Source organism: Mesorhizobium sp. M2D.F.Ca.ET.226.01.1.1 (genome assembly GCF_004022705.2).
Lineage (GTDB): Bacteria > Pseudomonadota > Alphaproteobacteria > Rhizobiales > Rhizobiaceae > Mesorhizobium.
The window spans coordinates 303,085-326,830 of record NZ_RZOY02000005.1 but is presented as its reverse complement, the minus strand read 5'-3'; the positions used below and the strand labels follow the sequence as shown (position 1 = coordinate 326,830).

The following is a 23,746-nucleotide window of genomic DNA, read 5'->3' as shown; positions in this document are numbered from 1 at the left end:
GCCTTGTCGGACATCCTGCGCAAGATCGAAGCCTACAAGCGCGAAGAGATCGCCGCGGCAAAGGCGCGCGTGCCTCTGGCCGAAATCAAGGCGCGTGCGAAGGACGCGGACGCGCCGCGCGGCTTTCTCGCGGCGCTGGAGGCAAAGCGCAGGTCCGGCAACTTCGCGCTGATCGCCGAAATCAAGAAGGCGAGCCCCTCCAAGGGCCTGATCCGCGCCGATTTCGATCCCCCCGCGTTGGCAAAAGCCTATCAGAAAGGTGGTGCTGCCTGCCTATCGGTGCTGACCGATGCGCCATCCTTCCAGGGGGCGCCGGAATTCCTGACGGCCGCGCGGGCGGCGGTGCGCCTGCCGGCTCTGCGCAAGGATTTCCTGTTCGATCCCTACCAGGTCTATGAGGCGCGCGCCTGGGCCGCCGATGCGATCCTGATCATCATGGCTAGCGTCGACGACGCGTTGGCCAGGGAATTGGAAGCGACCGCCTTCGAGCTTGGCATGGACGCGCTGATCGAGGTGCATGACGAAAGGGAAATGCAGCGCGCGCTTACCTTGTCGTCGCGGCTGATCGGCATCAACAACCGCGATTTGAGAACCTTCGAGACCAGCCTCGATGTTTCGGAGCGGCTGGCGGCCATGGTGCCTGCCGACAGGCTGCTGGTCAGCGAAAGCGGTATCTTCACCCATCAGGATTGTCGCCGGCTGGAGAAGAGCAAGATCGGTACTTTCCTCGTCGGCGAGAGCCTGATGCGGCAGGCAGACGTGGCCGCGGCGACCGAGCTTCTGCTGACGGGCAAGGCAGCAACTGAGGCCGTCTGAGCATGGCACTCACCCATCTCGGCGCCAAGGGCGAAGCCAACATGGTCGATGTCGGCGACAAGGCCGAGACGACCCGCACGGCGATCGCCGAAGGTTTCGTCACCATGCGGCCCGAAACGTTGGAGATGATTCTGGCCGGCGACGCCAAGAAGGGCGATGTGCTGGGCACCGCCCGCATCGCCGGGATCATGGCAGCGAAGAAGACGCATGAGCTGATCCCGCTTTGCCATCCGCTGCTTCTGACCAAAGTGGCCGTCGAGATCGAACCTGATCGTGCGTTGCCTGGCCTGAAGGTCACGGCGCTCGCCCGCGTCACCGGCAAGACGGGGGTAGAGATGGAGGCGCTGACCGCCGCCTCGGTCGCTTGCCTCACCATCTACGACATGGCCAAGGCGGTGGACCGCGGCATGGTGATTTCCGGCATAAGGCTGGTCGAGAAGACCGGCGGCAAGTCGGGCGACTACAAGGCCGATTCCTGATGCCGTTGGTTCCAGTCGCCGAAGCGCTCGAACGCCTGCTCGACGGCGCAGCACCGTTGCCCGGTGAAAGCATTCCGCTCGCGCAAGCGGCCGATAGGGTCCTGGCGGAGCCGGTTGCGGCGCTGCGCACGCAGCCGCCCTTCAACGCATCGGCCATGGACGGCTATGCCGCGCGTTCCGCCGATGTTGCCTCAGCTCCAGCGCAGTTGGAGGTGATAGGCACTGCACCTGCCGGGCGCGGCTTTTCAGGAACCGTCGGCGAAGGCCAGGCTGTGCGCATCTTCACCGGCGCGCCGCTGCCTGAAGGCGCCGACACCATCGTCATCCAGGAAAACGTCCGCGACCTCGGCAACCGCAAGATCGAAGTCACGGAACCGACCGTACCAGGACGCAATATCCGTCGCCGCGGCCTCGATTTCGGCGAGGGCGACGTGCTGCTGGACAAGGGTCGCGTGCTCGATGCGGCGGCGCTCTCGCTTGCGGCATCGGCCAACCACCCGAGCCTGAATGTCGTGCGGCGCCCGCTGGTCGCCATCATCGCCACCGGCGACGAATTGCTGCCGCCGGGCAGCACCCTTGGCCCCGACCAGATCATCTCCTCCAACGCCTATGGCGTTGCCGCCGCTGCGCAATCCGTCGGCGCGCGCGCGCTCGATCTCGGCATCGCCGCCGACCGCAAGGAGGCGATCGCCGCGCTTGTCCGGAAAGCGGTCGAGGCGAGCGCCGACGTCATCGTCACCCTCGGCGGCGCCTCAGTGGGTGACCACGACCTGATCCATGACGTGCTCACCGGCGAAGGCATGACGCTCGACTTCTGGAAGATCGCCATGCGCCCCGGCAAACCGCTGATGTTTGGCCGGCTTGGCAATGTCCGCTGCATCGGCCTGCCCGGCAATCCGGTGGCAAGCATCGTGTGCTCGCAGCTCTTCCTCAAGCCGCTGCTCGCCCGGCTGGGCGGCCGCGATCTTAAGCAGGACGTGCGAAGGGCCCGGCTGGGAACCGCGATGCAGGCTAACGATCTCAGGCAGGACTACGTGCGCGCCGTGGTGCGCGATGACGCCGGCACGCTGGTCGCGACGCCCTTCGGCATCCAGGATTCCTCGATGCTTAGAATGCTGGCCGACGCCAACGGCCTGATCGTGCGCGAGCCCTTCGCTCCGGCCGCGGAAGCCGGCGCCGAATGCAGCGTGCTGATGCTGCGGTAATAGGTCTGCTTAGTCTTAAGCTATTCGTCGACCAGCCTGCGGGTCAGCGCATGATCCGGATCGGCGAGGCCATCCACAACGTCGAAATGATGCCGGTCCGGCTCGACCACTAAATCGGTGGCGGCGCCGAGCCCAATCCAGATATTGGCGAGCAGCGCACTCTGGCGAAGAAATTCCGAACGCTCGCCGCCCCCGGCCCAACAGGTGATGTGGGCTCCCTGCATAGGCCGCAGCAATGCCGGGCTTTCGCCCAAAGCTTCCGTCTCGTCGATGCTCAGGGTCTGGTTCAGCGCGGTGGACATCAGCGGCCGAAGGTCCTGCAGGCCTGAGATCGAAACGACCTTGCGAATGCGCCGCGCCACATCGGACGCTAGCGGCGATGTCACGGTCACCATGCGGCTGGCGAGATGTCCGCCGGCCGAATGCCCGCTCAGCATCAGCGGGCCATCGACCATGGCTGCCGCGTTGCCGATCGCGGCCGCGACTTCAGTGACGATGCCGCTGATCCTGATCTGCGGGCAAAGCGTATAGGAAGGCATGGCGACGGCGAAGCCGCGACCGACGGCACCTGCGGCCAGATGCGACCAGGAGTTCTTGTGCGACTCCATCCAGTAGCCGCCGTGGATGAACACCACGAGCCCCTTCGGCGCGGCCGGTGGGAGAAAGAGATCGAACCGGTTGCGCGGCGCCTCGCCATAGACGATGTCGAGCCGCGCTCTGCCCTGCGCCAACAGCTTTTCGCGAAATGCCTGCGCCGGACCGTCCCAGGCAGCCGGCCAGCGGTCGCTGCCGGCGATGTTCGCGCCGTTTGCGTAGGCATTGTCCCAATCCGTGATCCGATGGTCGACCAACAGCCCCTCCCAGGACATTCAGGTTGACCCAGCAATGGCCGGCTGCGGAGATCGCGTCAATGCTGCGAGTAAAAACATTTTAGGCTTGAAACAAATTGCACCTGATGCGATCCTGCCTGACGACAGCCGACAATGGGAGGTCTGCTGAAAAGCCAAAGCCTGCACCCGCTCGCCCCTCAGCTGGCGTCGCACGAAAGGCTGTGGCCGGATGGCGGCAAACCTCCCGGAAAGCAGGGAGGATTGCGGCAACATGCTTGGACCCTCAGCGCACAGCGACACGTTCACCCGCGCTAACCTGCCGCCGCCGGAACAGTGGCCGGACTTTCTCCTCGACGGCTTTGACTATCCCGAGCGTCTCAACGCCGGCGTCGAACTGACCGACAGGCTGGTCGAAAAGGGTTTCGGCGATCGCACCGCGCTGATCGGCAATGGCCGTCGCCGCACCTACAAGGAACTGTCGGACTGGACGAACAGGCTGGCCCATGCGCTGGTCGAAAACTATGGCGTGAAGCCGGGCAACCGTGTGCTGATCCGTTCGGCGAACAACCCCGCCATGGTCGCCTGCTGGCTGGCCGCCACCAAGGTCGGCGCCGTCGTCGTCAACACCATGCCGATACTGCGCGCCGGCGAGCTCGCCAAGATCGTCGACAAGGCGGAAATCGGCATAGCCCTTTGCGACACCAGGCTGATGGACGAGATGACGGCCTGCGCCAAGGACAGCGCCTTCCTCAAACAGGTCATCGGCTTTGACGGCACCGCCAACCATGATGCGGAACTCGATCGCGCGGCGCTCGACAAGCCCGTCACTTTCAAGGCCGTCGAGACCGGCCGCGACGACGTCGCGCTGCTGGGCTTCACATCGGGAACGACCGGCGTGCCGAAGGCGACCATGCACTTCCATCGCGACCTGATGATCATCGCCGACGCCTATGCCCGCGAGATTCTGCAGGTGACGCCCGACGACATTTTCGTCGGTTCGCCGCCGCTGGCCTTCACCTTCGGCCTCGGCGGGCTCGCCATCTTTCCACTGCGCTTCGGCGCTGCCGCGACGCTGCTGGAGCAGGCGACGCCGCCCAACATGATCGCCATCATCGAGACCTACAGGGCGACCATTTCCTTCACTGCCCCGACGGCCTACAGGGCGATGCTGAAGGCCATGGACGAAGGCGCCGACCTGTCGTCGCTGCGCGTTGCCGTTTCGGCTGGCGAGACACTACCCGCCCCCGTCTTCGAAGAATGGACGCGAAAGACCGGCAAGCCGATCCTGGACGGCATCGGCGCCACCGAGATGCTGCACATTTTCATCTCCAATCGCTTCGACGACAGGAAGCCGGCTTCGACCGGCAAGCCGGTGGGCGGCTACGAGGCGCGCATCGTAGACGACGAGATGCATGAGTTGCCGCGCGGCGCGACGGGCAGGCTGGCCGTGCGCGGCCCGACGGGCTGCCGTTACATGGCCGACGACCGCCAGAAGGACTATGTCCGTGACGGCTGGAACCTGACGGGCGACACCTTCGTGCAGGACGAGGACGGCTTCTTCCATTTCGCCGCCCGCTCCGACGACATGATCGTCAGCGCCGGCTACAACATCGCCGGACCGGAGGTGGAAGCAGCGCTGCTGTCGCATCCGGATGTCGCCGAATGCGCCGTCATCGGCGCCGAGGACGCCGAACGCGGCCAGATTGTTGAGGCGCATGTCGTGCTGGTGCCGGGCACGGCGGCGGATGCCACGACCGTCAAGCGCCTCCAGGATCACGTCAAGGCGACGATCGCGCCCTATAAATACCCGCGGTCAGTGAAATTCATCGCTGCCCTGCCCAAGACACAGACCGGCAAGATCCAGCGCTTCCGTCTGCGCGCGGAAAAAGACCCATTGAGCGCTCGCTTCAGGTGACGGCTTCCTTGACCGCATAGCGGGCCTCTTGCCAGGCGCCTGTGCGCAGGATGTCTTCCAGCACCTCGACGGCGTGCCAGACATCCCGGTAGCCGACATAGAGCGGCGTGAAGCCGAAACGGACGGTCGACGGCGCGCGGAAATCGCCGATCACGCCGCGCTCGATCAAGGCGCGCATCACCTGGTAGCCATGCGGATGGGCGAACGACACCTGGCTGCCGCGTTCGGCGCCGTTGCGCGGGCTTTCCAGCTCGAGACCGAAAGCGTCGCATCTGGCTTCGACAAGCCGGATGAACAGGTCCGTCAGCGCGACGCTTTTCTCGCGCACGGCCGTCATGTCGACTTCGTCCCAGAGATCCAGCGAACCTTTCAGCGCCCGCATCGACAGCACCGGCTGCGTTCCGCACAGGAACCGCCGGATGCCTGAACCGGCGGCATAACCCTGTTCGAACGCGAACGGCCTGGCATGCCCCCACCAGCCGCTCAGCGGCTGGCTAATGTCGCCATGGTGGCGGGTCGCGGCATAGATGAAGGCCGGCGCGCCCGGCCCGCCATTGAGATATTTGTAGGTGCAGCCGATGGCGAAATCGGCATTCGAGCCGTCGAGATCGACCGGCACGGCGCCGGCCGTGTGGCAGAGGTCCCAGACGATCAGCGCACCGGCGTCGTGGGCCTTGCGGGTCAGGGCGGCCATGTAGCGCAGCCGTCCGGATTTATAGTTGACGTGATTGACCAGGATGACGGCGACATGGTCGTCGATCAGGTCTTCGATCGTCGGCGCATCGACGCCTTCGAGCCGCAGCACCGTGCCGGGCCGCGTCGAAGCCACTCCTTCCGCCATGTAGAGGTCGGTCGGGAAGCTGTCGCCCTCGGCAACGATCACCGACCGGTCCGGCCGCATCGCGAGCGCCGCATGCAGGACCTTGTAGATGTTGATCGAAGTGGTGTCGCATACCACCGTCTGGCCAGGCGCGGCGCCGATCAGACGCCCGAGCCGGTCGCCCAGCTGGACAGGCATGTCGAACCAGCCGGCGGTATTCCAGGCGCGGATGAGGTCCCGCGCCCATTCCTGCTTTGCGGCCGTCTCGATCTCCTTGAAGACATTGATCGAAGCAGCGCCCAGCGAATTGCCGTCGAGGTAAATCACCCCTTCCGGCAGAACGAAGCGATCGCGCAGGGCGCGCAACGGGTCCGCGGCATCCATTGCCTCGACCTCGGCAAGATCGGGAATTCCCCTCATTGTGCTACCGCCTCCGCTTCGAACCAGGCCGCTACATCCTCAGGCGACCGAGGCGGTTGTCTCATCACCGTCCGCGGCACGGCAAGAACCTTTTGTCCTGTGTTACCTGGTCCATAGACGGCAAGGGCTGAGGATCGGAATCATGGCCAAGGTTGGCATTTTGGGTTCGTTTCGTTCACGGTGCGGTACATGAATAGGTCAGCTGACGGGATCCCTTCAGCACCTCCGGCGGTGTCGGCTGTGAATTTCAGCTTAAGGAGAATTGCAAAATCGAGCGGAATCAATGACACAGCCCAGCCAGCGGCGGCCGGGCACCGTCCGATGCAACATTCTTTCGGCAGCCTTAAGAAATTCATTAAACTTTAAACGGTTGCGGAACACAACTGGAACAGATAGTGTTTGTTCTGGGTTTGTTTTTCCGATTCTGGTTTCAGAACCCGTGGGGGTCGCCGATGCTGACGCGCAAACAACATGAACTCCTGATGTTCATCCATGAACGTCTGAAGGAGAGCGGGATTCCTCCATCCTTCGACGAGATGAAGGAAGCGCTCGACCTTGCCTCGAAGTCCGGTATCCATCGGCTGATCACGGCGCTGGAAGAACGCGGCTTCATTCGCCGGCTGCCGAACCGGGCGCGCGCGTTGGAGGTCTTGCGCCTACCCGACTCGATTGCCCCCGGCCTGAATGCCGCGAAGAAGTTTTCGCCGAGCGTCATTCAAGGCGGCCAGGGCAATCTAAGCCGCCAGGTGAAGCCGGCAGCGCCCTCGCGTACGCCGACACCCAGCAATGACGACGACGCCGTTTCCGCCGTATCCATTCCGGTGATGGGACGCATCGCCGCCGGTGTGCCGATCGACGCCATCCAGCATCAGACGCATTCGATCACCGTGCCGCCGGATATGATCATGGGCGGCGAACACTATGCGCTGGAGGTCAAGGGCGACTCGATGATCGAGGCCGGCATCTTCGACGGCGACACTGTCATCATCCGTAATGCCAACACGGCAAGCCCGGGCGAGATCGTGGTGGCGCTGGTCGATGACGAGGAGGCAACGCTCAAGCGCTTCCGCCGCAAAGGCGCCTCGATCGCGCTGGAAGCCGCCAACCCGGCCTATGAGACCCGCATCTTCGGGCCGGATCGGGTCAAGGTGCAGGGCAAGCTCGTCGGACTAATCCGCCGCTACTGATCCGGCTGCGAGGGCTTGGCCCTGTCGGGCTTTTCATAAGGCGGCAGTCCCCTCGCCTCACGTGTGTAGTTGCGCTGTTCGTGCCAGGGCCGGTATGGCTCTTCGACGGCATATTGGATGGCTGCTCGCGCGGTCGCCGATTGCGGATCGAAGAAGACGGCGGCACTGCCGTCACGCGCCAGTTGGCGCTTGGTGACCACCAGCACGCGCGGATCCCAACAGGGATTATAGGCCGTGGCGTCATTGATGACGATAAGGTCGGCAAAGCCGCAGGCCGCTCGTGCGCTGTCGCGGTTTTCGGCGAGCGCGACGATCGCGCCGGAAGGATGCCGGCCAATGCAGAGGTCGCCGGTGCAATAGAAGGGCGAGCCTGGCGGCAGGTCGACCGGGTCGGCGATATCGAGAGCATCCTTGGCGAATGTCTCGGGCGGCACGATTGCCTCGGCCTTCAGCGCCCGCTTCCAATTGTCGGTGGTGAACTCGTTGGAGCGTTCGCGGTTGACGGCAAGCTCGCCCCCGCCGATCGGCATCGCCACCAGATGCGCGTCCTCCGAGATCAGCACATCCGGCGTGCGCACATGCGGGATCGCCAGCAGCGCGGCGAGAGCGAAGGGAACAGCGGCGAGCCTTAGCCAGGTGGTGGCCATGGTCGCGATGACGAGCGCGATTGTCGCCAGCAGCACCGACTGGATCGAGATCAATCCCACGGCATCGACCGGCGAGCGCTCGGAAATCCATGCCGAAATGGCAATCATCGCTGTCAGGCCCTTGCCCATCACATAGAGGAAGGGACCGTCGAAGCCGAAGGGCATGGCGAGCGCGCTCAACACGGCGAACGGCATGACGATCAGCGAGACGATAGGCATCACCGCCAGGTTGGCCAGCAGGCTGAGCGGCGACACGCGCTGAAAGTGCCAGATCGCAAACAGCAATGTCGCGCTGCCCGCGATGAGCGAGGTTACTGCGGCGCCACCCACGCCAACCGCCAGTTTTCGCGACAGGTATCCGAGGAACGAACGCTTTGCCGGCGGCGCGGTCGCTTTGCCGGCGCGATAATCGGCAAAGCCGGCATAGGCGCCGACCAGCGCGGCGGTGGCCGCGAAGGACATCTGGAAGCTCGGGCCGACCACTTCGTGCGGCGAGACAAGGATGACGGCGATCGCCGAGATCGCCAGGTTGCGCATCGTCAACGCCGCGCGATCGAAGAGCACGGCGACCAGCATCACGGCGAGCATGATGAAGCTTCGCTCGGCCGCCACCACGATGCCGGAGATGACGAGGTAGGCGGCGATCGAGGCAAGCGCGATCGCCGCGGCATATTTCTTCACCGGCCGGCGCGACGAGAAATCCGGAAACAGCGCGAAAGCGCCTCGCAGCAGGAACATGATCGTGCCGGCGACCAGCGCCATGTGCAGGCCGGAGATCGAGATGATGTGATAGATGCCGGTGCGCCGCATCGACTCGTTGATTTCGTCCGGAATGCCGGCGCGCACGCCGACGATCAGCGCCGCCGCGATTTCGCCTTCGGAACCACCGATACTGTTCCTGATGTGACCGGCGATCCCTTCGCGCGCATTTTCCACGGCAGACGCGACGCGTGCGCCGAAGGGTGCCCCCGTTGGCGCCGTCGAAGCCGGAGCTAACAGCTTTGGATCGCCCAGGAAAAAACCGCTGCCGCCTATGCCGCTAAAATAGCTGTCGAAGGAAAAGTCGTAGCTGTCCGGCCGAACCGGGCCGGTCGGCGGCAGCAGCTTGACATAGCCGGTCCGCATCGACCCGGCCGTCATGCCGGGCGGGATCCTGCGCGCCGAAACCCTGACGCGATCCGGCGCGTAGCGCAGCGTCGGATGCTCCGTGGACATGAGATCGATGGTCAGCCGCACACGGCCATTGGCCATCGCCTCGGCGGTGACGAGGCGGCCGGTCAGCCGGGTCTGGATTTCGGACCCCAGCATCGGCGTCGCCATCCGCCAGGTCTCCACCTTGGCCGCGAGAAAGCCGAGCGCGCAGAAAAGCGTGGCCATGAAGACAAGATGCGTTCTCTGCCAGGAACGCGACACCGCCGCGCAGACGGCCATCAGGGCCACCGCCGCAAGCGGCCGGTAGAGATCGGGCTCGGTGCTCAGCGAGAAGTAATAGATGACGCCGGCGGCCAGAAACACCGGCATCAAAAGGAAGCCGATGCCGCGGTCCATCTCGGTGGCGGCGGCGACCGCAACGCTTCGGCGCAACGCAGGAAGCGAAGCGCGGCCAAGCTGTTTGCGGATTCGGCCTACGGTGCCTGTTGGCGAGGCTGGCTGCAGCGCACCGCCACTGGGCGGCGATAGCCCGGCTGGTGAACGGAGTTCCCGAAGCGAAAGCGGGACTTCCCCGGTGGGATCCGCATGGGTAAACATCAGGCGTTCGCTGACGCCAGCTGTAATTCCCTCGCCCTCTCCCGCACCCCGGCCACGTCCAGCCATCGGGTCTGCCCCTTGCGCCCCAGACCGCCTATGCTACATGAACGCGCAAAGCGCGAAAGTCCGCGCGAAACATACATTTTTTCAGTGCTTCTTCGAGAGTTCCATGTCCGACAAGGTCGTCACCCGTTTTGCCCCCTCGCCCACCGGCTACCTGCATATTGGCGGGGCACGCACAGCGCTGTTCAACTGGCTCTATGCCAAGCATACCGGCGGCACGATGCTGCTGCGCATCGAGGACACCGATCGCGAACGCTCCACCGAGGCCGCCACGGCTGCCATACTCGACGGACTGACCTGGCTCGGCCTCTCCTGGGATGGCGAAGCCGTGTCGCAGTTCGAGCGCGCCCCGCGCCATCGCGAGGTGGCCGAGGAGTTGGTGCGGCTGGGCAAGGCCTACTATGCCTACGAGACGCCGGCGGAACTCGATGCCATGCGCGAGGCCGCCCGCGCCAAAGGCCTGCCGCCGCGTTACAACGGCCAGTGGCGCGACCGCAACCCATCCGAGGCGCCGGCAGGCGTCAGGGGCGCGATCCGCATCAAGGCGCCGACCGAGGGCGAGACCGTCGTGCAGGATCGCGTGCAGGGCGAGGTGCGCTTCCCGAACAAGGACCTCGACGACTTCATCATCCTGCGTTCGGACGGCAATCCGACCTATATGCATGCCGTCGTCGTCGACGACCACGACATGGGCGTCACGCACATCATCCGTGGCGACGATCACCTGACCAATGCGGCGCGCCAGACGGTGATCTACAACGCCATGGGCTGGGCAGTGCCGTCTATGTCGCACATCCCGCTGATCCATGGGGCCGACGGCGCCAAGCTGTCGAAGCGCCACGGCGCGCTCGGCGTCGAGGCCTATCGCGCCATGGGCTATCTGCCGGAGGCCCTGCTCAACTATCTGGCAAGGCTCGGCTGGAGCCATGGCGACGACGAGGTGATGTCCATCGCGGACATGGTCGCCTGGTTCGACATTGGCGACGTCAACAAGGGCGCGGCCCGCTTCGACTTCGCCAAGCTCGAGGCGCTGAATGGTGTCCATATGCGCAAGATGGACGATCACGCGCTGTTCGACATCTTCGTCGCTACCCTGCCCTATCTGGAAGGCGGCCCGGCGCTTGCCGCGAAGCTCGACGACAGGCGCAAGGCGCAGCTGCTTGCCGCGATGCCCGGCCTCAAGGAGCGGGCCAAGACTCTGGTCGAGCTGGTCGACGGCGCGGCCTTCCTGTTCGCCGAGCGGCCGTTGCCGCTGGACGAGAAGGCGGCCGGCCTGCTCAGCGCTGATGCGCGCGCGATCTTGCGCGGCGCGCATGGCGCATTGTCTTCCGTCCAAGGCGAGTGGAACGCAGCCTCGGCGGAGGCTTCGATCCGCGAGTTCGCGCAGGCCGGCGGGCACAAGCTCGGCGCCGTGGCCCAACCACTGCGGGCTGCGCTGACGGGCCGCAGCACCTCGCCCGGCGTGTTCGACGTGCTTGCCGTGCTGGGACGCCAGGAAAGCCTGGCGCGCATTGGAGATCAAATCGATTAGGAGCGAACTGGCCCAAGAAGATTGGCATTGAAAGGTGTGTTTCGCAGTGCAACATTAGGCCTTGGCCCAATCTGGCACGCACCTCCTAAAATGCGGTGGCGAGTTCGCGCATTCCGGTGACTTCGACGTGCCGCTTGCAGGAATTGCCTTGCCGGCATGAGGGATACAAAAGGAGTTTGAGAATGAGCGAAGCTGCGACAAAACTGGAACCCGGCAGCAAGGCGGAAGGGTCGACCGCCAGGCTCGAACTCGCCGGCAAGACGCACGAATTCAAGGTGCGAAGCGGCTCGACCGGACCAGACGTCATCGACATCGGCGCGCTCTACAGCACGACCGGCGCCTTCACCTACGATCCGGGCTTCACCTCAACCGCAAGCTGCGAGTCGGCGATCACCTTCATCGACGGCGATGCGGGCATCCTGCTGCATCGCGGCTATCCGATAGACCAGCTTGCCGAACACGGCGACTTCCTCGAGGTCTGCTACCTGCTGCTCTACGGCGAGCTCCCGACGAAGGCGCAGAAGGAGGATTTCGATTACCGCGTGACCCGCCACACCATGGTGCATGAGCAGATGTCGCGCTTCTTCACCGGCTTCCGCCGCGACGCGCATCCGATGGCCGTCATGTGCGGCGTGGTTGGAGCGCTGTCGGCCTTCTATCACGACTCGACCGACATCTCCGACCCGTATCAGCGCATGGTCGCCTCGATGCGCCTGATCGCCAAGATGCCGACGATCGCGGCAATGGCCTATAAATACCACATCGGCCAGCCCTTCATTTATCCGAAGAACGATCTCGGCTTCGCGGCCAACTTCCTGCATATGTGCTTCGCCGTGCCGTGCGAGGAGTACAAAATCAACCCTGTGCTGGCACGCGCCATGGAGCGCATCTTCATCCTGCACGCCGACCATGAGCAGAACGCCTCGACCTCGACCGTTCGCCTCGCCGGCTCGTCAGGCGCCAATCCCTTCGCCTGCATCGCCGCCGGCATCGCCTGCCTGTGGGGCCCGGCGCATGGCGGCGCCAACGAGGCGGCGCTGAACATGCTGGGTGAGATCGGCCATGTCGATCACATTCCGGAGTTCATTGCCCGCGCCAAGGACAAGAACGATCCGTTCCGGCTGATGGGCTTCGGCCATCGCGTCTACAAGAACTACGATCCGCGCGCCAAGATCATGCAGAAGACCGCGCATGAGGTGCTGGGCGAGCTCGGCATCAAGGACGATCCGCTGCTCGACATCGCGATGGAGCTGGAGAAGATCGCGCTGACCGACGCCTACTTCATCGAAAAGAAGCTCTATCCGAATGTCGACTTCTATTCCGGCATCACGCTGAAGGCGCTGGGCTTCCCCACCACCATGTTCACCGTGCTGTTCGCGGTTGCCCGTACCGTCGGCTGGATCGCGCAGTGGAAGGAAATGATCGAGGATCCGCACCAGAAGATCGGCCGTCCGCGCCAGCTCTACACCGGCGCCACGGAACGCGACTACGTGCCGATTGCTAAGCGTTGAGTGAGTAGAGAAAAGAAAAAGTCAGTAGTGAGTAGTGAGCTATCGCTCCAAACTACTCACTACTGACTACTCCCTGTTCGCTCTCTTGATGCACCCCATCACCACCTCGGCGGCGATATCGCCGGAGGGCCGCTCGGTCGCCATGCGCCGGGCGATCTCGGCAAAGCCCGCCTTTTGCCAGGCGCGCATGCCGGTGTCAGTAAGCAAGGCTTCCAGTTGCCGGGCAAGGTTCTCCGGCCGGACATACTGGTCGTAGAATTCCGGAACCAGCGCGCGGTCGGAGATCAAATTGGGCAGCAGCGCCGACCATGTCGTGACCAGATGCTGCAGAAGCTGGCGCGCGATCGGATCGAGCTTGTAGCAGGAAACCATCGGCACGCCGGCCAGCGCCAGCTCGAGCGACACCGTTCCGGACGCAATCAGTGCGGCATCGGCTTTCCCGAAAGCCTGCCATTTGCGTTCCGGCTCGGAGATGATTTCCGGCTTATCGTCCCAGCTTGCGACCGACGCCTTCACCAGTTCGGCGACATGCGGCACCGTCGGCAACAGCAGGCGCAGGCGATGGCCGCGCTGGCGCAGTGCCGACATCGCCTTGCCGAAGGGTTCCATGAGCCGGCGGACCTCGCCGCGGCGCGAGCCGGGCAGCACCAGCACCGTCTTGACGCGATCGTCGGCAAGGTCGCGCGGCTGGCCCTGCGCCTTGGCGGCGGCAAGCACGCCCGGATCCCGCGTCAGCCGGTGACCGACATAAGTGCCGGGCGGCCCACCGAGGCGGGCAAGCGCCTTCACCTCGAACGGCAGGATGCAGAGAATGTGGTCGACATAGGGCTTCATCGCCACCGCCCTGCCCGGCCGCCAGGCCCATACGCTTGGGCAGACATAATGGACGATCGGGATTGACGGTGCCGCGGCGCGGACCTTCTTGGCGACGCGCAGCGAAAAATCCGGACTGTCGATGGTGACCAGGCAGTCAGGCCGCTCGGCCGCGATCGTCGCCGCCGTCTGGCTGATGCGGCGCATCAGCCGCGGCAGGTCGCGCAGCACCGCGCTGAAACCCATCAATGCGATCTCGCTGCCGTCGAAGAGCGGCGCCAGTCCCAATTGCTGCAGGTGCCTGCCGCCGATGCCGACGAGCTGAACCTTGCGGCCGGTCGTACGCTCGAGCGCCCGCACGATATCGGCGCCGAGCAGATCGCCGGATTCTTCGCCCGCCACGATTGCGAGCTTGAGCGGCTTGTCAGCGGCCATTAGCCGGCTCCCCATTGCCCTGCTCCGTCGAAGGCAGACCAACAATGAACAGACCAAGCGCGTTGGCGCGCACAAGCGTGGCCGGGCCTTCCAGGATGAGTGAGCGTCCGGCCTCGACGGCTATGCCGGCAAGGCCCGCCGCATGCGCGGCCTCGACCGTCTGCGGACCGATGGAGGGCAAGTCGGCGCGCAATTCCTGGCCCGGCTTGGCGCATTTGACCAGCACGCCGCGCGCCTTGCCGGCCAACCTGCCGTGGCCGCGCAATTCCCGCGTTCTGTCGAGCAGGCCGGCGGTGCCCTCAATGCCTTCCAACGCGACGGCTCGACCTCCGATCGCGATCGCCGCCTGGCCGATATCGAGAGCGCCAATGGCTTTGGCTGCCTTGCGCGCGGCCTCGATGTCGCGCCAGTCCGATTGATTTGGCTCGGCCGCCGTCAACGCACCTTCGCCGGCTGTCAGTTCCGGCACGACTTCATGCGCGCCGACGACCTTGACGCCTCGTGCTTCGAGCGCTCGAGTCAACAGCTTAAGCAGGCCATCGTCGCCGCGCCGCAAGGCTCTGATCACTAAGGGAATGATCGCGAGCAGGCCAAGTGTCGGCCTTATCTTGCTGAGCCGCGGCCTGCGCTTGATCTCGCCGGCCAGCACCAGATGCGTGATGCCCTGACGCTTCAGCAAGGGGAACAGCAACCCGATATCTTCCAGCGCAAGCCTTTCCTGGTCGTAGGCGGCAAAGTCAGCCTCGCGGTCGACCTCGCCCTCGGCGATGATGATGAAAGGCACAAAACCATGCCTGACGAGGCCGTCGGCGATTTCGACGGGCAGGCTTCCGCCACCGGCGATGATGCCGACCCTGGAGCCCGGCGCGAGTGAAAACCGCGTCGTTGCGGGCTCAGCCCTCGTCATCGCCATTGTCGTCGTCGTCGCCACCCTTGAGCGATGGGACGGCAAAGTGCCGTTTGCCGCGACTGGTGATGAAATCGATGATCTTCATGGCCGTCGGCGACCCTGTGAACTCGGCCTTGGCGAGTTCTACATTCTCGCCGACAGTACGGGAACGATCGAAAATCGCCTTGTAAGCGTTGCGCAGCAGGTAGATGTCCGAGCGCGGCAGGCCGGAGCGCTTGAGCCCGATGATGTTCAGGCCGCGCAGCTTGGCGCGATTGCCCGCAGCGATCGCATAGGGAATGATATCGCCGACAACCGCCGAGCAGCCGCCGATGAAAGCGTTGTCGCCAATGCGCACGAACTGGTGAACGGCGGTCAGGCCGCCGATATAGACGTTGTCGCCTATCTCGCAATGGCCGCCGAGCGTTGCACCATTGGCGAAAGTGGCGTTCTTGCCGACGACGCAATCATGGGCGATGTGCGCATAGGCGAGGAAATTGCCGTTGTCGCCGACCGTGGTCTCGCCGCGGCTGGAATCCGTGCCAACATGCATGGTGACGCCTTCGCGGATGGTGCAGTTTTCACCGATGATAAGCGTCGTGCGGCCGCCCTTGTGCTTGGTGTTCTGCGGCGGCGCGCCGAGCGTCGCCATCGGATAGACTTTCGTTCCGGCCCCGATAGTGGTGGCCCCCATTACCGACACATGGCTGACCGTTTCGACGCGATCGCCGATGATTACGTCGGCGCCGACATGGCAGAAGGGTCCGATACGGACGCCTTCGCCGAGCCGGGCTCCTTCCTCGACGATCGAGGAAGGATGGATGGTAGTCGCGACTTTCATGAGCATTTCAAATCGTCATTCGGTAATCATCATGGCGGAAACCTCCGCTTCGGCGGCTTTCGCGCCGTCAACCATCGCCTCGCAGGCGAATTTCAACAGGTTGCCGCGCTTCTTGATCTTCTTGACGTGGATCCTGAGCTGATCGCCCGGAACCACCGGTTTGCGGAATTTCGCATTGTCTATGGTCATGAAATAAACAAGGGACGGCTTTTCCGCGTTGAGGGTGCGAATGCAGATCGCGCCGGCGGTCTGAGCCATGGCCTCGATGATGAGCACGCCGGGCATGACCGGTTGCTGGGGAAAATGGCCCTGGAAATGTGGCTCGTTGATGGTCACGTTCTTGATGCCGACCGCGGACTCGTCGCCGTCGATGTCGACGATGCGATCGATCAGCAGGAACGGATAGCGGTGCGGCAGGAGCTTCATCAGCCCCATGATGTCGACCGCCTCGAGTGTCGTTGCCACCATATCAGCCATTTCCGTCGCCTTGCTTGCGCGTCCTGGCCATCTTGCGCAGCATCGCTATCTCGCGCATGGCTTCCGCCATCGGCTGTGCCGGGTAACCTCCCCAGACCTCGCCTGCCGGCACGTTGTTCATGAATCCACTTCTCGCAGCAAGCTTGGCTCCTGGCCCGATGGTCAAATGATCGGCAAGACCGACACCGCCACCCATGGTGACGTTATCGCCGACGACGACGGAACCGGAAATACCCGAAAGCCCGGCTATAATGCAATTGCGGCCGATGCGAACATTGTGGGCGATCTGCACCAGATTGTCGATCTTGGTACCCTGGCCGATGATGGTATCGGACATCGCGCCGCGGTCTACAGTCGAATTGGAGCCGATCTCCACGTCGTCCTGGATGATGACGCGGCCGATCTGCGGCACCCGTTCTGGCCCCTTGGCGCCGCCGACGAAGCCGAAACCGTCCTGGCCGATCCTGGCGCCGCCATGGATGATGACGCGATTGCCGAGGAGTGCGTATTGGATGCTCGCGCCGGGCCCTATATAGCCGTCGCGGCCGATCTGGCAGGAACGGCCAACGACGGCATGCGGCGCAATGACCGTGCCGCTGCCGATGGATGCGCCCGGACCGATCACGGCGCCCGCCTCGATAATCGCCCCTTCCTCGATACGCGCGGATGGATCGACAAATGCGTGCGCCGAAATCCCGGTTTCTCCGGTCATCGGTCCCGGTGTAGCGGCGTGCGGAAACAGCAGGCGTCCAACCATCGCGAATGCCTGTTGCGGGCGGGGATGCATTAGCACCGCCATGCCCGGCGGCGCCTTGCTGGCAAAATCGGCGGGGCACAGGACCGCCGCCGCCCTGAGCGACGGCATCAAGGCGAAATTGCGCTTGCCGTCGACAAAGACGAGCGCGCCGTTGCCACCCTCATTGGCCGGAGCCAATGCCTCGATGGCAATTTCGGCCTGAGCGGAATCGAGCAGGCTGGCGCCGGTCAGATTCGCGACCTCGCCGGCCGTATACCGGCGTGAAGGCGCGAAGAACACCGGATCGGTCATTCCAGAAGCAATATCCAGCTGGGTCGGATCAGTCTAGTCCGGGCCGTCAGCTGGCCCGGACTCGCAACCACGAAATCAGAAGCGGGTCGCAATACCGAAGTTGAATTCCTGCACGTTGTCGGTCGACTCTTTCTTGACCGGGATCGCATAGTCGATGCGGATCGGACCGAACGGCGAAGCCCACATCAGACCGAGACCGACCGAGGCGCGCAGTTTCATGCCTTCTGAAGACGGGTCGACACCGGCAAGCTTGTTGCCATAAAGCGTTGCTGCATCAGCAAACACAGCACCGCGCAATCCGAAGCTTTCCGGGATGACCGGCAACGGGAACTGGGCTTCGGCGGAGGCATTGAAGTAAGTCGTGCCACCGAGATGGTCGCCACTGCCCCCAGTAGCTACGGGGCCGATACCGCCATACTCGAAACCGCGGATCATTCGATCGTTGCTCTGGAAGTAGTCAAAGATACGCAGATCGTTGCTGCCATAGCCCGCTATATAGCCGGCGCCGCCGGAAACCAAGCCAACCAGGTCCAGCTGTTCCGACAAGGTCTGGTAAACGCTGCCGCGCCCGGTCACCTTCACCCACTTGGCATCGCCACCGAGGCCGGCAAATTCGGTAGTACCGGTGACATAAAGACCCTCATGCGGGTTCTTCATGTCGTCGATAGTGTTGTAGACTACCCCCAGGCTGACGGAAGACTTGAGCCATGGGCTTTCGGCAATGCCATTAAGAATTGCCGTGGAAATGGTGCACTTGGTTGGATCATAGGCCCCGGTGGAATCCACACATCCATCCGCGAGAGAATACTTCTCTTGGGAGATGTTGTAGGCCAGCTGGGTCGAGATGCTGTCGGTGATCGGCAGGCCAAAACGAATAGTCGCGCCCGTAGTGTTGGTGTCGTAGTGGTCGTACTCGCGGGTCGACTTGTAGATATCGAAACCCGCCGCAATGCGTCGGCCGAGGAAGTAAGGCTCGGTGAAGGAAACGGCATAGTCGCGTGAATGCCTGCCGCCACCGGCTGATAGCTTGATGTACTGGCCACGGCCGAGGAAGTTGCGCTCGGTGACCGAACCTTCGACCGACGGGCCGGGCGTGTCGCCGCCGGTCGAATAGCCGGCACCGACAGAGAACTCGCCGGTCGACTTCTCGACCACGGTCACGACCAGCACGACTTGGTCAGGCGCCGAGCCAGGAACCGTCGAAATGTCGACAGACTGGAAGTAATCAAGTCCTTCGAGCCGCTTCTTTGCGCGCTGGATGAGAACCTGGTTGAAGGCATCGCCTTCACTGACATCGAATTCGCGACGGATGACATAGTCACGCGTGCGGTCGTTGCCGCGGATTTCGATGCGCTCAATATAGGCCTTGGTTCCCTGGTCGATGGTGTAGACCACCGAAATGGTGTGGTTCTCGAAATTGCGGTCGCCGCGCGGTGTCACCTGGGCGAAAGCGTAGCCCGAACCCGCGACCTTCTCTGTCAAGGCGACGATCGAATCCTCGACGTCCTTGGCGTTGTAGACATCGCCCTTGTGGGTTTCGACCACGGATTCCAGCGATTTCGAGTCGACTTCCGGAATGGTGCTTTCCACGCTGACGTCGCCGAACGTGTAGCGGTCGCCTTCCTGCACGGTGATGGTGACCGTGTATTTGTTGGTGGCGTCGTCGAGCTCGCCAACGGCCGAGACGACCTGGAAGTCGGCATAGCCGTGATTGTAGTAGAAGCGGCGCAGCAGCTCCTGGTCGGCGCGCAGCTTGTCCTCGTCATAGACGTCGTCGCGCAGCACGAAGGACAGCCAGGACGACCGCTTGGTGTTGATGACATCCGACAGGCGGCGGCTGGAATAAGCGTGGTTGCCGACGAAGTTGATCGCCGCGATCTGGGTGCGGCCACCTTCGTTGATGTTGAAGACCACGTTCACGCGGTTGTCGCCGAGATCCATGATCTGCGTGGTCACGGCGGCGTCGTCGCGGCCGATACGCTTGTAGGCCGTCTTGATCGCCTCGACATCGGCGTCCAGCGCCTGCTGCGAGAAGGTCGCGCGCGGCTTCAGCTGGATACCCATCTGAAGCGCGTTGTCCTTGATCTTCTTATTGCCCTGGAACAGGACCTGGTTGACGACCTTGTACTCGGAAACCTTGACCACCAGGCTCGAACCGACCTGGTTGATCTGAACGTCCGAGAACAGCCCGGTGCCGAACAGCGCCTTGACGGCGTCGTCGATATCGGAGCTGGAGAAAGGCTTGCCCGGCTTGATCGTAATGTAATTGCGGATGGTCTCGGCATCGACGCGCTGGTTGCCGCTGACCTCAACGCGCGAAACGACCGCGGCCTCGGCCACCGACGTTGCAGCGAACTGCACTGCGAGCGCGCCTGGCACGACCAGAGCGGCGGACAAAGCCGCCGCGGAAGCGGCGCTCAGAAACTTGGATGCTGCCTTCATCGGGCTTTTGTACCTTTTTCTCGTAGTCCCCACGGCGAGAAAACCGGACGTGCGGTATTTTCCCTTACCGTATTAACCGGATTTTCCCTACACGCAAGGCTCCCGGTTAATTTGTATTTACTTAACCGTACCGCGTGGCTTTCGCGTCACGCATATCCCCACGCATGGTAAACGGCATCTCAATATGGGTGGGGCTGAAGCCAAATTTCTTCATGATTTCAGCACCCAAACAGATCATTCCAAAAAACGAAGCCCATGAAACCGAGCACCAGGAACAGCCCGGTCCGATAGGCCATCTCCATCATTCGCTCCGAAACGGGCCGCCTTATGACGGCCTCCACGCCGTAGAACAACAGGTGGCCGCCGTCGAGAGGGGGAATCGGCAGGAGATTGAGAAATCCTATCCCGACTGACAGAAATGCAACAAGCTGCACCAGCCACTCGAAGCCCAGCTTTGCCGCCTGACCGGACATCTTGGCGATCTTGATCGGGCCGCCAAGCTGGCATTTGTCCTCGCGTCCAAGCGCAAAGCGCTGCAAGAACTGGCCGGTGCGCTGGATGACGTGCCCGGTTTCCTCGACCGCCGCCACAACGGCGCCGGCCGGCGTATAGGAGACCAGGCGCGGCTGGCCGAGTTCGGCGTTGTTGACGACGCCGATGACCGCGACCTTGACCTTGTTGCCCAGCGCATCCTGCTGCTCCATGGGCTGCGGCGTCGCCGTCACCTCGATCTCCTTGCCGTCGCGCAGCATGGTGAAGGTGATGGCGTCGCCTGCCCGGCCCGAAACCAGCCGCTGCACATCGGCGAAAGTCTCCACCTTGCTGCCGTCGACTTTGACGAATCGGTCGCCTGGCTGAATGCCCGCCTTCTCTGCCGGGCTGCCGGCGGTGACTTGGGCCACGGTCGGCTCCAGGACCGGGCGGCCATAGAGGGAAAACAGCACCGCGAACACGGCAATCGTCAGCAAGAAATTGAACAGCGGCCCGGCAACGACGGTCGCGGCGCGCTTCCAGATCGGCTGCGTGTGGAAGGCGACCTCGCGCTCGGCTTCAGTGAGCGATTCGATCTCCTCGGCGCTCGGCTGGCTCGACGTCGCGTTCATGTCGCCGACGAATTTGACGTAGCCGCCGAGCGGAATGGCGCAGAGTTTCCAGCGCGTGCCGCGGCGATCGTTGAATCCGAACAGCTCGGGGCCGAAACCGATGGAAAAGGCCTTCACGCCGATGCCGCACCAGCGGCCGATCAGATAGTGCCCCATCTCGTGGACGAACACGACCACGGTCAGCACGAACAGAAACGGCACGAGCGTGCCAAGGACGAAGCCTTGTGTGCTGAAGACGGCGTGAAAGATGTCGTTCAAGTCATGCCCTCAAATTCGCCCGCAGGCGACACTCCGCCGCGACTGTGGCATCAATCCGGGCGAATCCGTGGCGGGTGCCGATTTTCGCCTTGCCGCAACGTTGTTCAGTTCGGAAACAGCCCCAATGCCGGATGGTCGGCGCCCGCCGCGACCCAGCCGATGACGTACAGCGCCAACGCGGCCGCGACAAGGCCGTCCACCCTATCCATAACGCCGCCATGGCCAGGAATGAGGTTGCTCGAATCCTTGGCGCCGTGCCGGCGCTTGACCCATGATTCGAATAGGTCGCCGATCTGCGAAACGATCGAGAGCGCCAACGCGACCAGACCGAGCTGAACGAGATTGCCGGCGCCTGCCCCGATTGCGAGCAAAAGTCCGGCGACAACGCCGCCAGCCGCGCCACCCAGCGCGCCGCTCTGCGTCTTGCCAGGCGAGATCGACGGCGCAAGTTTCGGGCCGCCGACCGCGCGCCCGACGAAATAGGCCGCTATGTCAGTTGCCCAGACTACGGCGAACAGGAAGAGAATCGCGATCAGGCCGGAATGATTGCCATCGCGCAAATAAGCGAGCGAAAAGCCGGAAAGAGCCGCGTAGGCCAGTCCGCAGGCCTCCCACAGCGCAGCTCCCCGGATGCGAGTGGCGATAGCAGCGCCGGCCACGAGGATCGCGAAAAGCAGCAGCAGCCATATGGCCGGAAGGCCTGCAATCAGCGCGCCGATGAAGATCAGGATCAGCGCTTCCGGCAGAAAGCCAAGCGCCGTACCGTTCCCAGGACGCGACATGCGCGTCCATTCATAGAAGATCAGCGCAGCGATTCCTGCGCAGAACAAGCGAAACGGCAGCCCGCCAAGCCAGGTCACGGCAAGCGTCAGAGCCGCCATCATGATTGCCGAGATGACGCGCTGCTGGAGGTTGCTCATTCGCGGCGGCGCCTAAAGCGCGACATCGCGGGCGGCAAGCCCGCCAAAGCGTCGTTCACGGCCGGCAAAGTCGCGCAAGGCGTCAGCCAGGTGCTCCCGGCTGAAGTCCGGCCAATAGCAGGGCAGGAAGACCAGCTCGCTATAGGCGGCCTGCCACAGAAGGAAGTTCGACAGCCTGAGCTCGCCGCTGGTCCGGATCACCAGCTCAGGGTCGGGAATGCCCTGGGTATCGAGAGCAGCGGCAAAGCTCTCCGCCGTGATCGCCTCGCCCGCCATGTCGCCGCGCGCGACGGCCTCCGCCAGCTTGCGGGCTGTACGCACGATCTCGTCGCGGCCGCCATAGTTGAAGGCGATGATGAGCGTCAGCGACTCATTGCCGGCGGTCAGCGATTCGGCTTCCTGCAACAGGCCCCTGATGTCGGGCTGCAACCCCTGCCTGTCGCCAATGACCCTCACCCGCACGCCGTTCTGATGCAGTTCGGCAAGATCGCGGCGGATGAACAGCTTCAACAGGCCCATGAGGTCGCTGACCTCGGATTTCGGGCGCGACCAGTTCTCCGAGGAAAAGGCGTAGACGGTCAGGTGGGAAATGCCGAGCTCGGGCGCGGCGCGGACCGTCTTGCGCAAGGCCTCGACACCGGCGCGGTGGCCGGCAAGGCGCGGCAGGCCGCGCGCCTTTGCCCAGCGTCCATTTCCATCCATGATGATCGCGACATGCGCGGGCGTTGCCATAATCTCGCTTTCGAGCCGGAAAACCCGACCCTAAACCTGCATGATTTCAGCTTCCTTATCGGAAAGCAGGTGATCGATGCTGCTGATCATCTCGTCGGTCAGCTTCTGAACCTGGTCGGACCGCTTGCGCTGATCGTCCTCGCTGATGGTGCCATCCTTCTCAGCCTTCTTGAGGAAATCCATCCCGTCGCGGCGGACATGGCGGACCGCGACACGCGCGTTCTCGGCATAACCATGCGAAATCTTGACCAGTTCCTTACGGCGCTGCTCGTTGAGTTCCGGCAGCGGAATCCTCAGCGTGGTGCCGTCGACGATCGGGTTGAAGCCCAGATTGGCTTCGCGGATGGCGCGATCGACGGCGCTGACCATGGACTTGTCCCAGACCGACACCGAAATCATGCGCGGCTCCGGCACCGACACGTTAGCCACCTGGTTGATCGGCATCGCCGTGCCGTAGGCTTGCACCTGGACGGCATCGAGCAGGTTGCTGGAGGCTCGCCCGGTGCGCAGCGAAGCCAGATCGTGCTTGAAGGCGGCGATCGCCCCGTCCATGCGTCGCTTCAGGTCTTCGTACTCGCCACTCATGATCATCTCCTCGACCCGTTCGCCGGGTTC

At 63.6% G+C, this 23,746-nt stretch carries 20 protein-coding genes; 7 read left to right on the top strand and 13 right to left on the bottom strand.

Annotated elements, in window-relative coordinates:
- Positions 1–3: 3 nt before the first annotated feature.
- The 3 genes from trpC to glp are packed head-to-tail and all read left to right on the top strand — an operon-like array spanning position 4 to position 2,500.
- Entirely contained in the window at positions 4–816 is an 813-nt protein-coding gene (gene trpC, locus EN869_RS14270) for an indole-3-glycerol phosphate synthase TrpC (RefSeq protein ID WP_127226403.1), read from the top strand.
- Positions 813–1,295 carry a cyclic pyranopterin monophosphate synthase MoaC gene (gene moaC / locus EN869_RS14265; RefSeq protein ID WP_127226401.1) on the top strand — a complete coding sequence of 161 codons (483 nt, stop codon included), beginning with the start codon at positions 813–815 and terminating at the stop codon, positions 1,293–1,295. The genes trpC and moaC overlap by 4 nt, the downstream gene beginning before the upstream one ends.
- A complete protein-coding gene (gene glp, locus EN869_RS14260) occupies positions 1,295–2,500 on the top strand; it encodes a gephyrin-like molybdotransferase Glp (RefSeq protein WP_127226399.1) in 1,206 nt (401 codons plus the stop codon). The genes moaC and glp overlap by 1 nt, the downstream gene beginning before the upstream one ends.
- Positions 2,501–2,520: 20 nt before the next feature.
- Here the strand turns inward: glp and EN869_RS14255 are convergent, their stop codons facing one another.
- On the bottom strand, positions 2,521–3,351 hold the full coding sequence (locus EN869_RS14255) for an alpha/beta hydrolase (RefSeq protein ID WP_127226397.1): 831 nt from the start codon (positions 3,349–3,351) through the stop codon (positions 2,521–2,523).
- Positions 3,352–3,601: 250 nt separating this feature from the next.
- Between EN869_RS14255 and EN869_RS14250 the strand changes: the two genes are divergently transcribed.
- Complete coding sequence (locus EN869_RS14250) at positions 3,602–5,245, top strand: AMP-binding protein (RefSeq protein ID WP_127226395.1); 1,644 nt, start codon at positions 3,602–3,604, stop codon at positions 5,243–5,245.
- Here the strand turns inward: EN869_RS14250 and kynU are convergent.
- Positions 5,238–6,485, bottom strand: a complete 1,248-nt coding sequence (kynU, locus tag EN869_RS14245; RefSeq protein ID WP_127226393.1) for a kynureninase — start codon at positions 6,483–6,485, stop codon at positions 5,238–5,240. The genes EN869_RS14250 and kynU overlap by 8 nt on opposite strands.
- Positions 6,486–6,937: 452 nt before the next feature.
- On the opposite strand from kynU, the gene lexA reads away from it, so the two are divergent.
- The gene (gene lexA / locus EN869_RS14240) at positions 6,938–7,672 is read left to right on the top strand and encodes a transcriptional repressor LexA (protein WP_127226391.1); all 735 of its coding nucleotides are present in this window, start codon (positions 6,938–6,940) and stop codon (positions 7,670–7,672) included.
- On the opposite strand, the gene EN869_RS14235 is transcribed toward lexA, so the two are convergent.
- A complete protein-coding gene (locus EN869_RS14235) occupies positions 7,666–10,134 on the bottom strand; it encodes a ComEC/Rec2 family competence protein (RefSeq protein ID WP_127226389.1) in 2,469 nt (822 codons plus the stop codon). The two genes, lexA and EN869_RS14235, sit on opposite strands and share 7 nt — an antisense overlap.
- A 103-nt stretch (positions 10,135–10,237) precedes the next feature.
- Here EN869_RS14235 and gltX point away from each other — a divergent pair, with 103 nt between their 5' ends.
- Both gltX and gltA read left to right on the top strand, forming a co-directional pair.
- Entirely contained in the window at positions 10,238–11,662 is a 1,425-nt protein-coding gene (gltX, locus tag EN869_RS14230; RefSeq protein WP_127226387.1) for a glutamate--tRNA ligase, read from the top strand.
- Between the two features lie 182 nt (positions 11,663–11,844).
- Positions 11,845–13,173: a citrate synthase gene (gltA, locus tag EN869_RS14225; RefSeq protein WP_127226385.1), complete on the top strand. Its 1,329-nt coding sequence runs from the start codon at positions 11,845–11,847 to the stop codon at positions 13,171–13,173.
- Positions 13,174–13,239: 66 nt separating this feature from the next.
- On the opposite strand, the gene lpxB is transcribed toward gltA, so the two are convergent.
- From lpxB to frr, 10 genes are all read right to left on the bottom strand, one after another.
- Entirely contained in the window at positions 13,240–14,421 is a 1,182-nt protein-coding gene (lpxB, locus tag EN869_RS14220; protein WP_127226384.1) for a lipid-A-disaccharide synthase, read from the bottom strand.
- Complete coding sequence (gene lpxI / locus EN869_RS14215) at positions 14,411–15,328, bottom strand: UDP-2,3-diacylglucosamine diphosphatase LpxI (RefSeq protein WP_127226382.1); 918 nt, start codon at positions 15,326–15,328, stop codon at positions 14,411–14,413. Before lpxI ends, lpxB begins: the two co-directional genes overlap by 11 nt.
- A complete protein-coding gene (gene lpxA / locus EN869_RS14210) occupies positions 15,315–16,151 on the bottom strand; it encodes an acyl-ACP--UDP-N-acetylglucosamine O-acyltransferase (protein ID WP_127226380.1) in 837 nt (278 codons plus the stop codon). Before lpxA ends, lpxI begins: the two co-directional genes overlap by 14 nt.
- Positions 16,152–16,166: 15 nt before the next feature.
- Positions 16,167–16,628, bottom strand: coding sequence for a 3-hydroxyacyl-ACP dehydratase FabZ (gene fabZ / locus EN869_RS14205; protein WP_127226378.1), 462 nt, complete (start codon positions 16,626–16,628; stop codon positions 16,167–16,169).
- The gene (gene lpxD / locus EN869_RS14200; protein WP_127226376.1) at positions 16,621–17,676 is read right to left on the bottom strand and encodes a UDP-3-O-(3-hydroxymyristoyl)glucosamine N-acyltransferase; all 1,056 of its coding nucleotides are present in this window, start codon (positions 17,674–17,676) and stop codon (positions 16,621–16,623) included. The genes fabZ and lpxD overlap by 8 nt, the downstream gene beginning before the upstream one ends.
- Positions 17,677–17,751: 75 nt before the next feature.
- Complete coding sequence (gene bamA, locus EN869_RS14195; protein ID WP_127226374.1) at positions 17,752–20,118, bottom strand: outer membrane protein assembly factor BamA; 2,367 nt, start codon at positions 20,116–20,118, stop codon at positions 17,752–17,754.
- Between the two features lie 218 nt (positions 20,119–20,336).
- Positions 20,337–21,479 (bottom strand): RIP metalloprotease RseP, encoded by a 1,143-nt coding sequence (gene rseP / locus EN869_RS14190; RefSeq protein WP_127226372.1) that lies wholly within the window; start codon positions 21,477–21,479, stop codon positions 20,337–20,339.
- 104 nt (positions 21,480–21,583) lie between these two features.
- On the bottom strand, positions 21,584–22,399 hold the full coding sequence (locus EN869_RS14185; protein WP_127226370.1) for a phosphatidate cytidylyltransferase: 816 nt from the start codon (positions 22,397–22,399) through the stop codon (positions 21,584–21,586).
- A gap of 12 nt (positions 22,400–22,411) precedes the next feature.
- Positions 22,412–23,131 (bottom strand): isoprenyl transferase, encoded by a 720-nt coding sequence (locus tag EN869_RS14180; RefSeq protein ID WP_127226368.1) that lies wholly within the window; start codon positions 23,129–23,131, stop codon positions 22,412–22,414.
- 30 nt (positions 23,132–23,161) lie between these two features.
- Positions 23,162–23,716, bottom strand: coding sequence for a ribosome recycling factor (gene frr, locus EN869_RS14175; protein WP_112102119.1), 555 nt, complete (start codon positions 23,714–23,716; stop codon positions 23,162–23,164).
- Between the last annotated feature and the right edge of the window lie 30 nt (positions 23,717–23,746).

What these genes read in the sequence shown, in the direction of transcription:
- glp (WP_127226399.1), top strand. Translation starts at nt 1,295, where the DNA reads ATGCCGTTGGTTCCAGTCGCCGAAGCGCTCGAACGCCTGCTCGACGGC.
- EN869_RS14250 (WP_127226395.1), top strand. Translation starts at nt 3,602, where the DNA reads ATGCTTGGACCCTCAGCGCACAGCGACACGTTCACCCGCGCTAACCTG.
- kynU (WP_127226393.1), bottom strand. Translation starts at nt 6,485, where the DNA reads ATGAGGGGAATTCCCGATCTTGCCGAGGTCGAGGCAATGGATGCCGCG.
- lexA (WP_127226391.1), top strand. Translation starts at nt 6,938, where the DNA reads ATGCTGACGCGCAAACAACATGAACTCCTGATGTTCATCCATGAACGT.
- EN869_RS14235 (WP_127226389.1), bottom strand. Translation starts at nt 10,134, where the DNA reads ATGGCTGGACGTGGCCGGGGTGCGGGAGAGGGCGAGGGAATTACAGCT.
- gltX (WP_127226387.1), top strand. Translation starts at nt 10,238, where the DNA reads ATGTCCGACAAGGTCGTCACCCGTTTTGCCCCCTCGCCCACCGGCTAC.
- gltA (WP_127226385.1), top strand. Translation starts at nt 11,845, where the DNA reads ATGAGCGAAGCTGCGACAAAACTGGAACCCGGCAGCAAGGCGGAAGGG.
- lpxB (WP_127226384.1), bottom strand. Translation starts at nt 14,421, where the DNA reads ATGGCCGCTGACAAGCCGCTCAAGCTCGCAATCGTGGCGGGCGAAGAA.
- lpxI (WP_127226382.1), bottom strand. Translation starts at nt 15,328, where the DNA reads ATGACGAGGGCTGAGCCCGCAACGACGCGGTTTTCACTCGCGCCGGGC.
- lpxA (WP_127226380.1), bottom strand. Translation starts at nt 16,151, where the DNA reads ATGAAAGTCGCGACTACCATCCATCCTTCCTCGATCGTCGAGGAAGGA.
- fabZ (WP_127226378.1), bottom strand. Translation starts at nt 16,628, where the DNA reads ATGGCTGATATGGTGGCAACGACACTCGAGGCGGTCGACATCATGGGG.
- lpxD (WP_127226376.1), bottom strand. Translation starts at nt 17,676, where the DNA reads ATGACCGATCCGGTGTTCTTCGCGCCTTCACGCCGGTATACGGCCGGC.
- bamA (WP_127226374.1), bottom strand. Translation starts at nt 20,118, where the DNA reads ATGAAGGCAGCATCCAAGTTTCTGAGCGCCGCTTCCGCGGCGGCTTTG.
- EN869_RS14185 (WP_127226370.1), bottom strand. Translation starts at nt 22,399, where the DNA reads ATGAGCAACCTCCAGCAGCGCGTCATCTCGGCAATCATGATGGCGGCT.
- EN869_RS14180 (WP_127226368.1), bottom strand. Translation starts at nt 23,131, where the DNA reads ATGGCAACGCCCGCGCATGTCGCGATCATCATGGATGGAAATGGACGC.
- frr (WP_112102119.1), bottom strand. Translation starts at nt 23,716, where the DNA reads ATGAGTGGCGAGTACGAAGACCTGAAGCGACGCATGGACGGGGCGATC.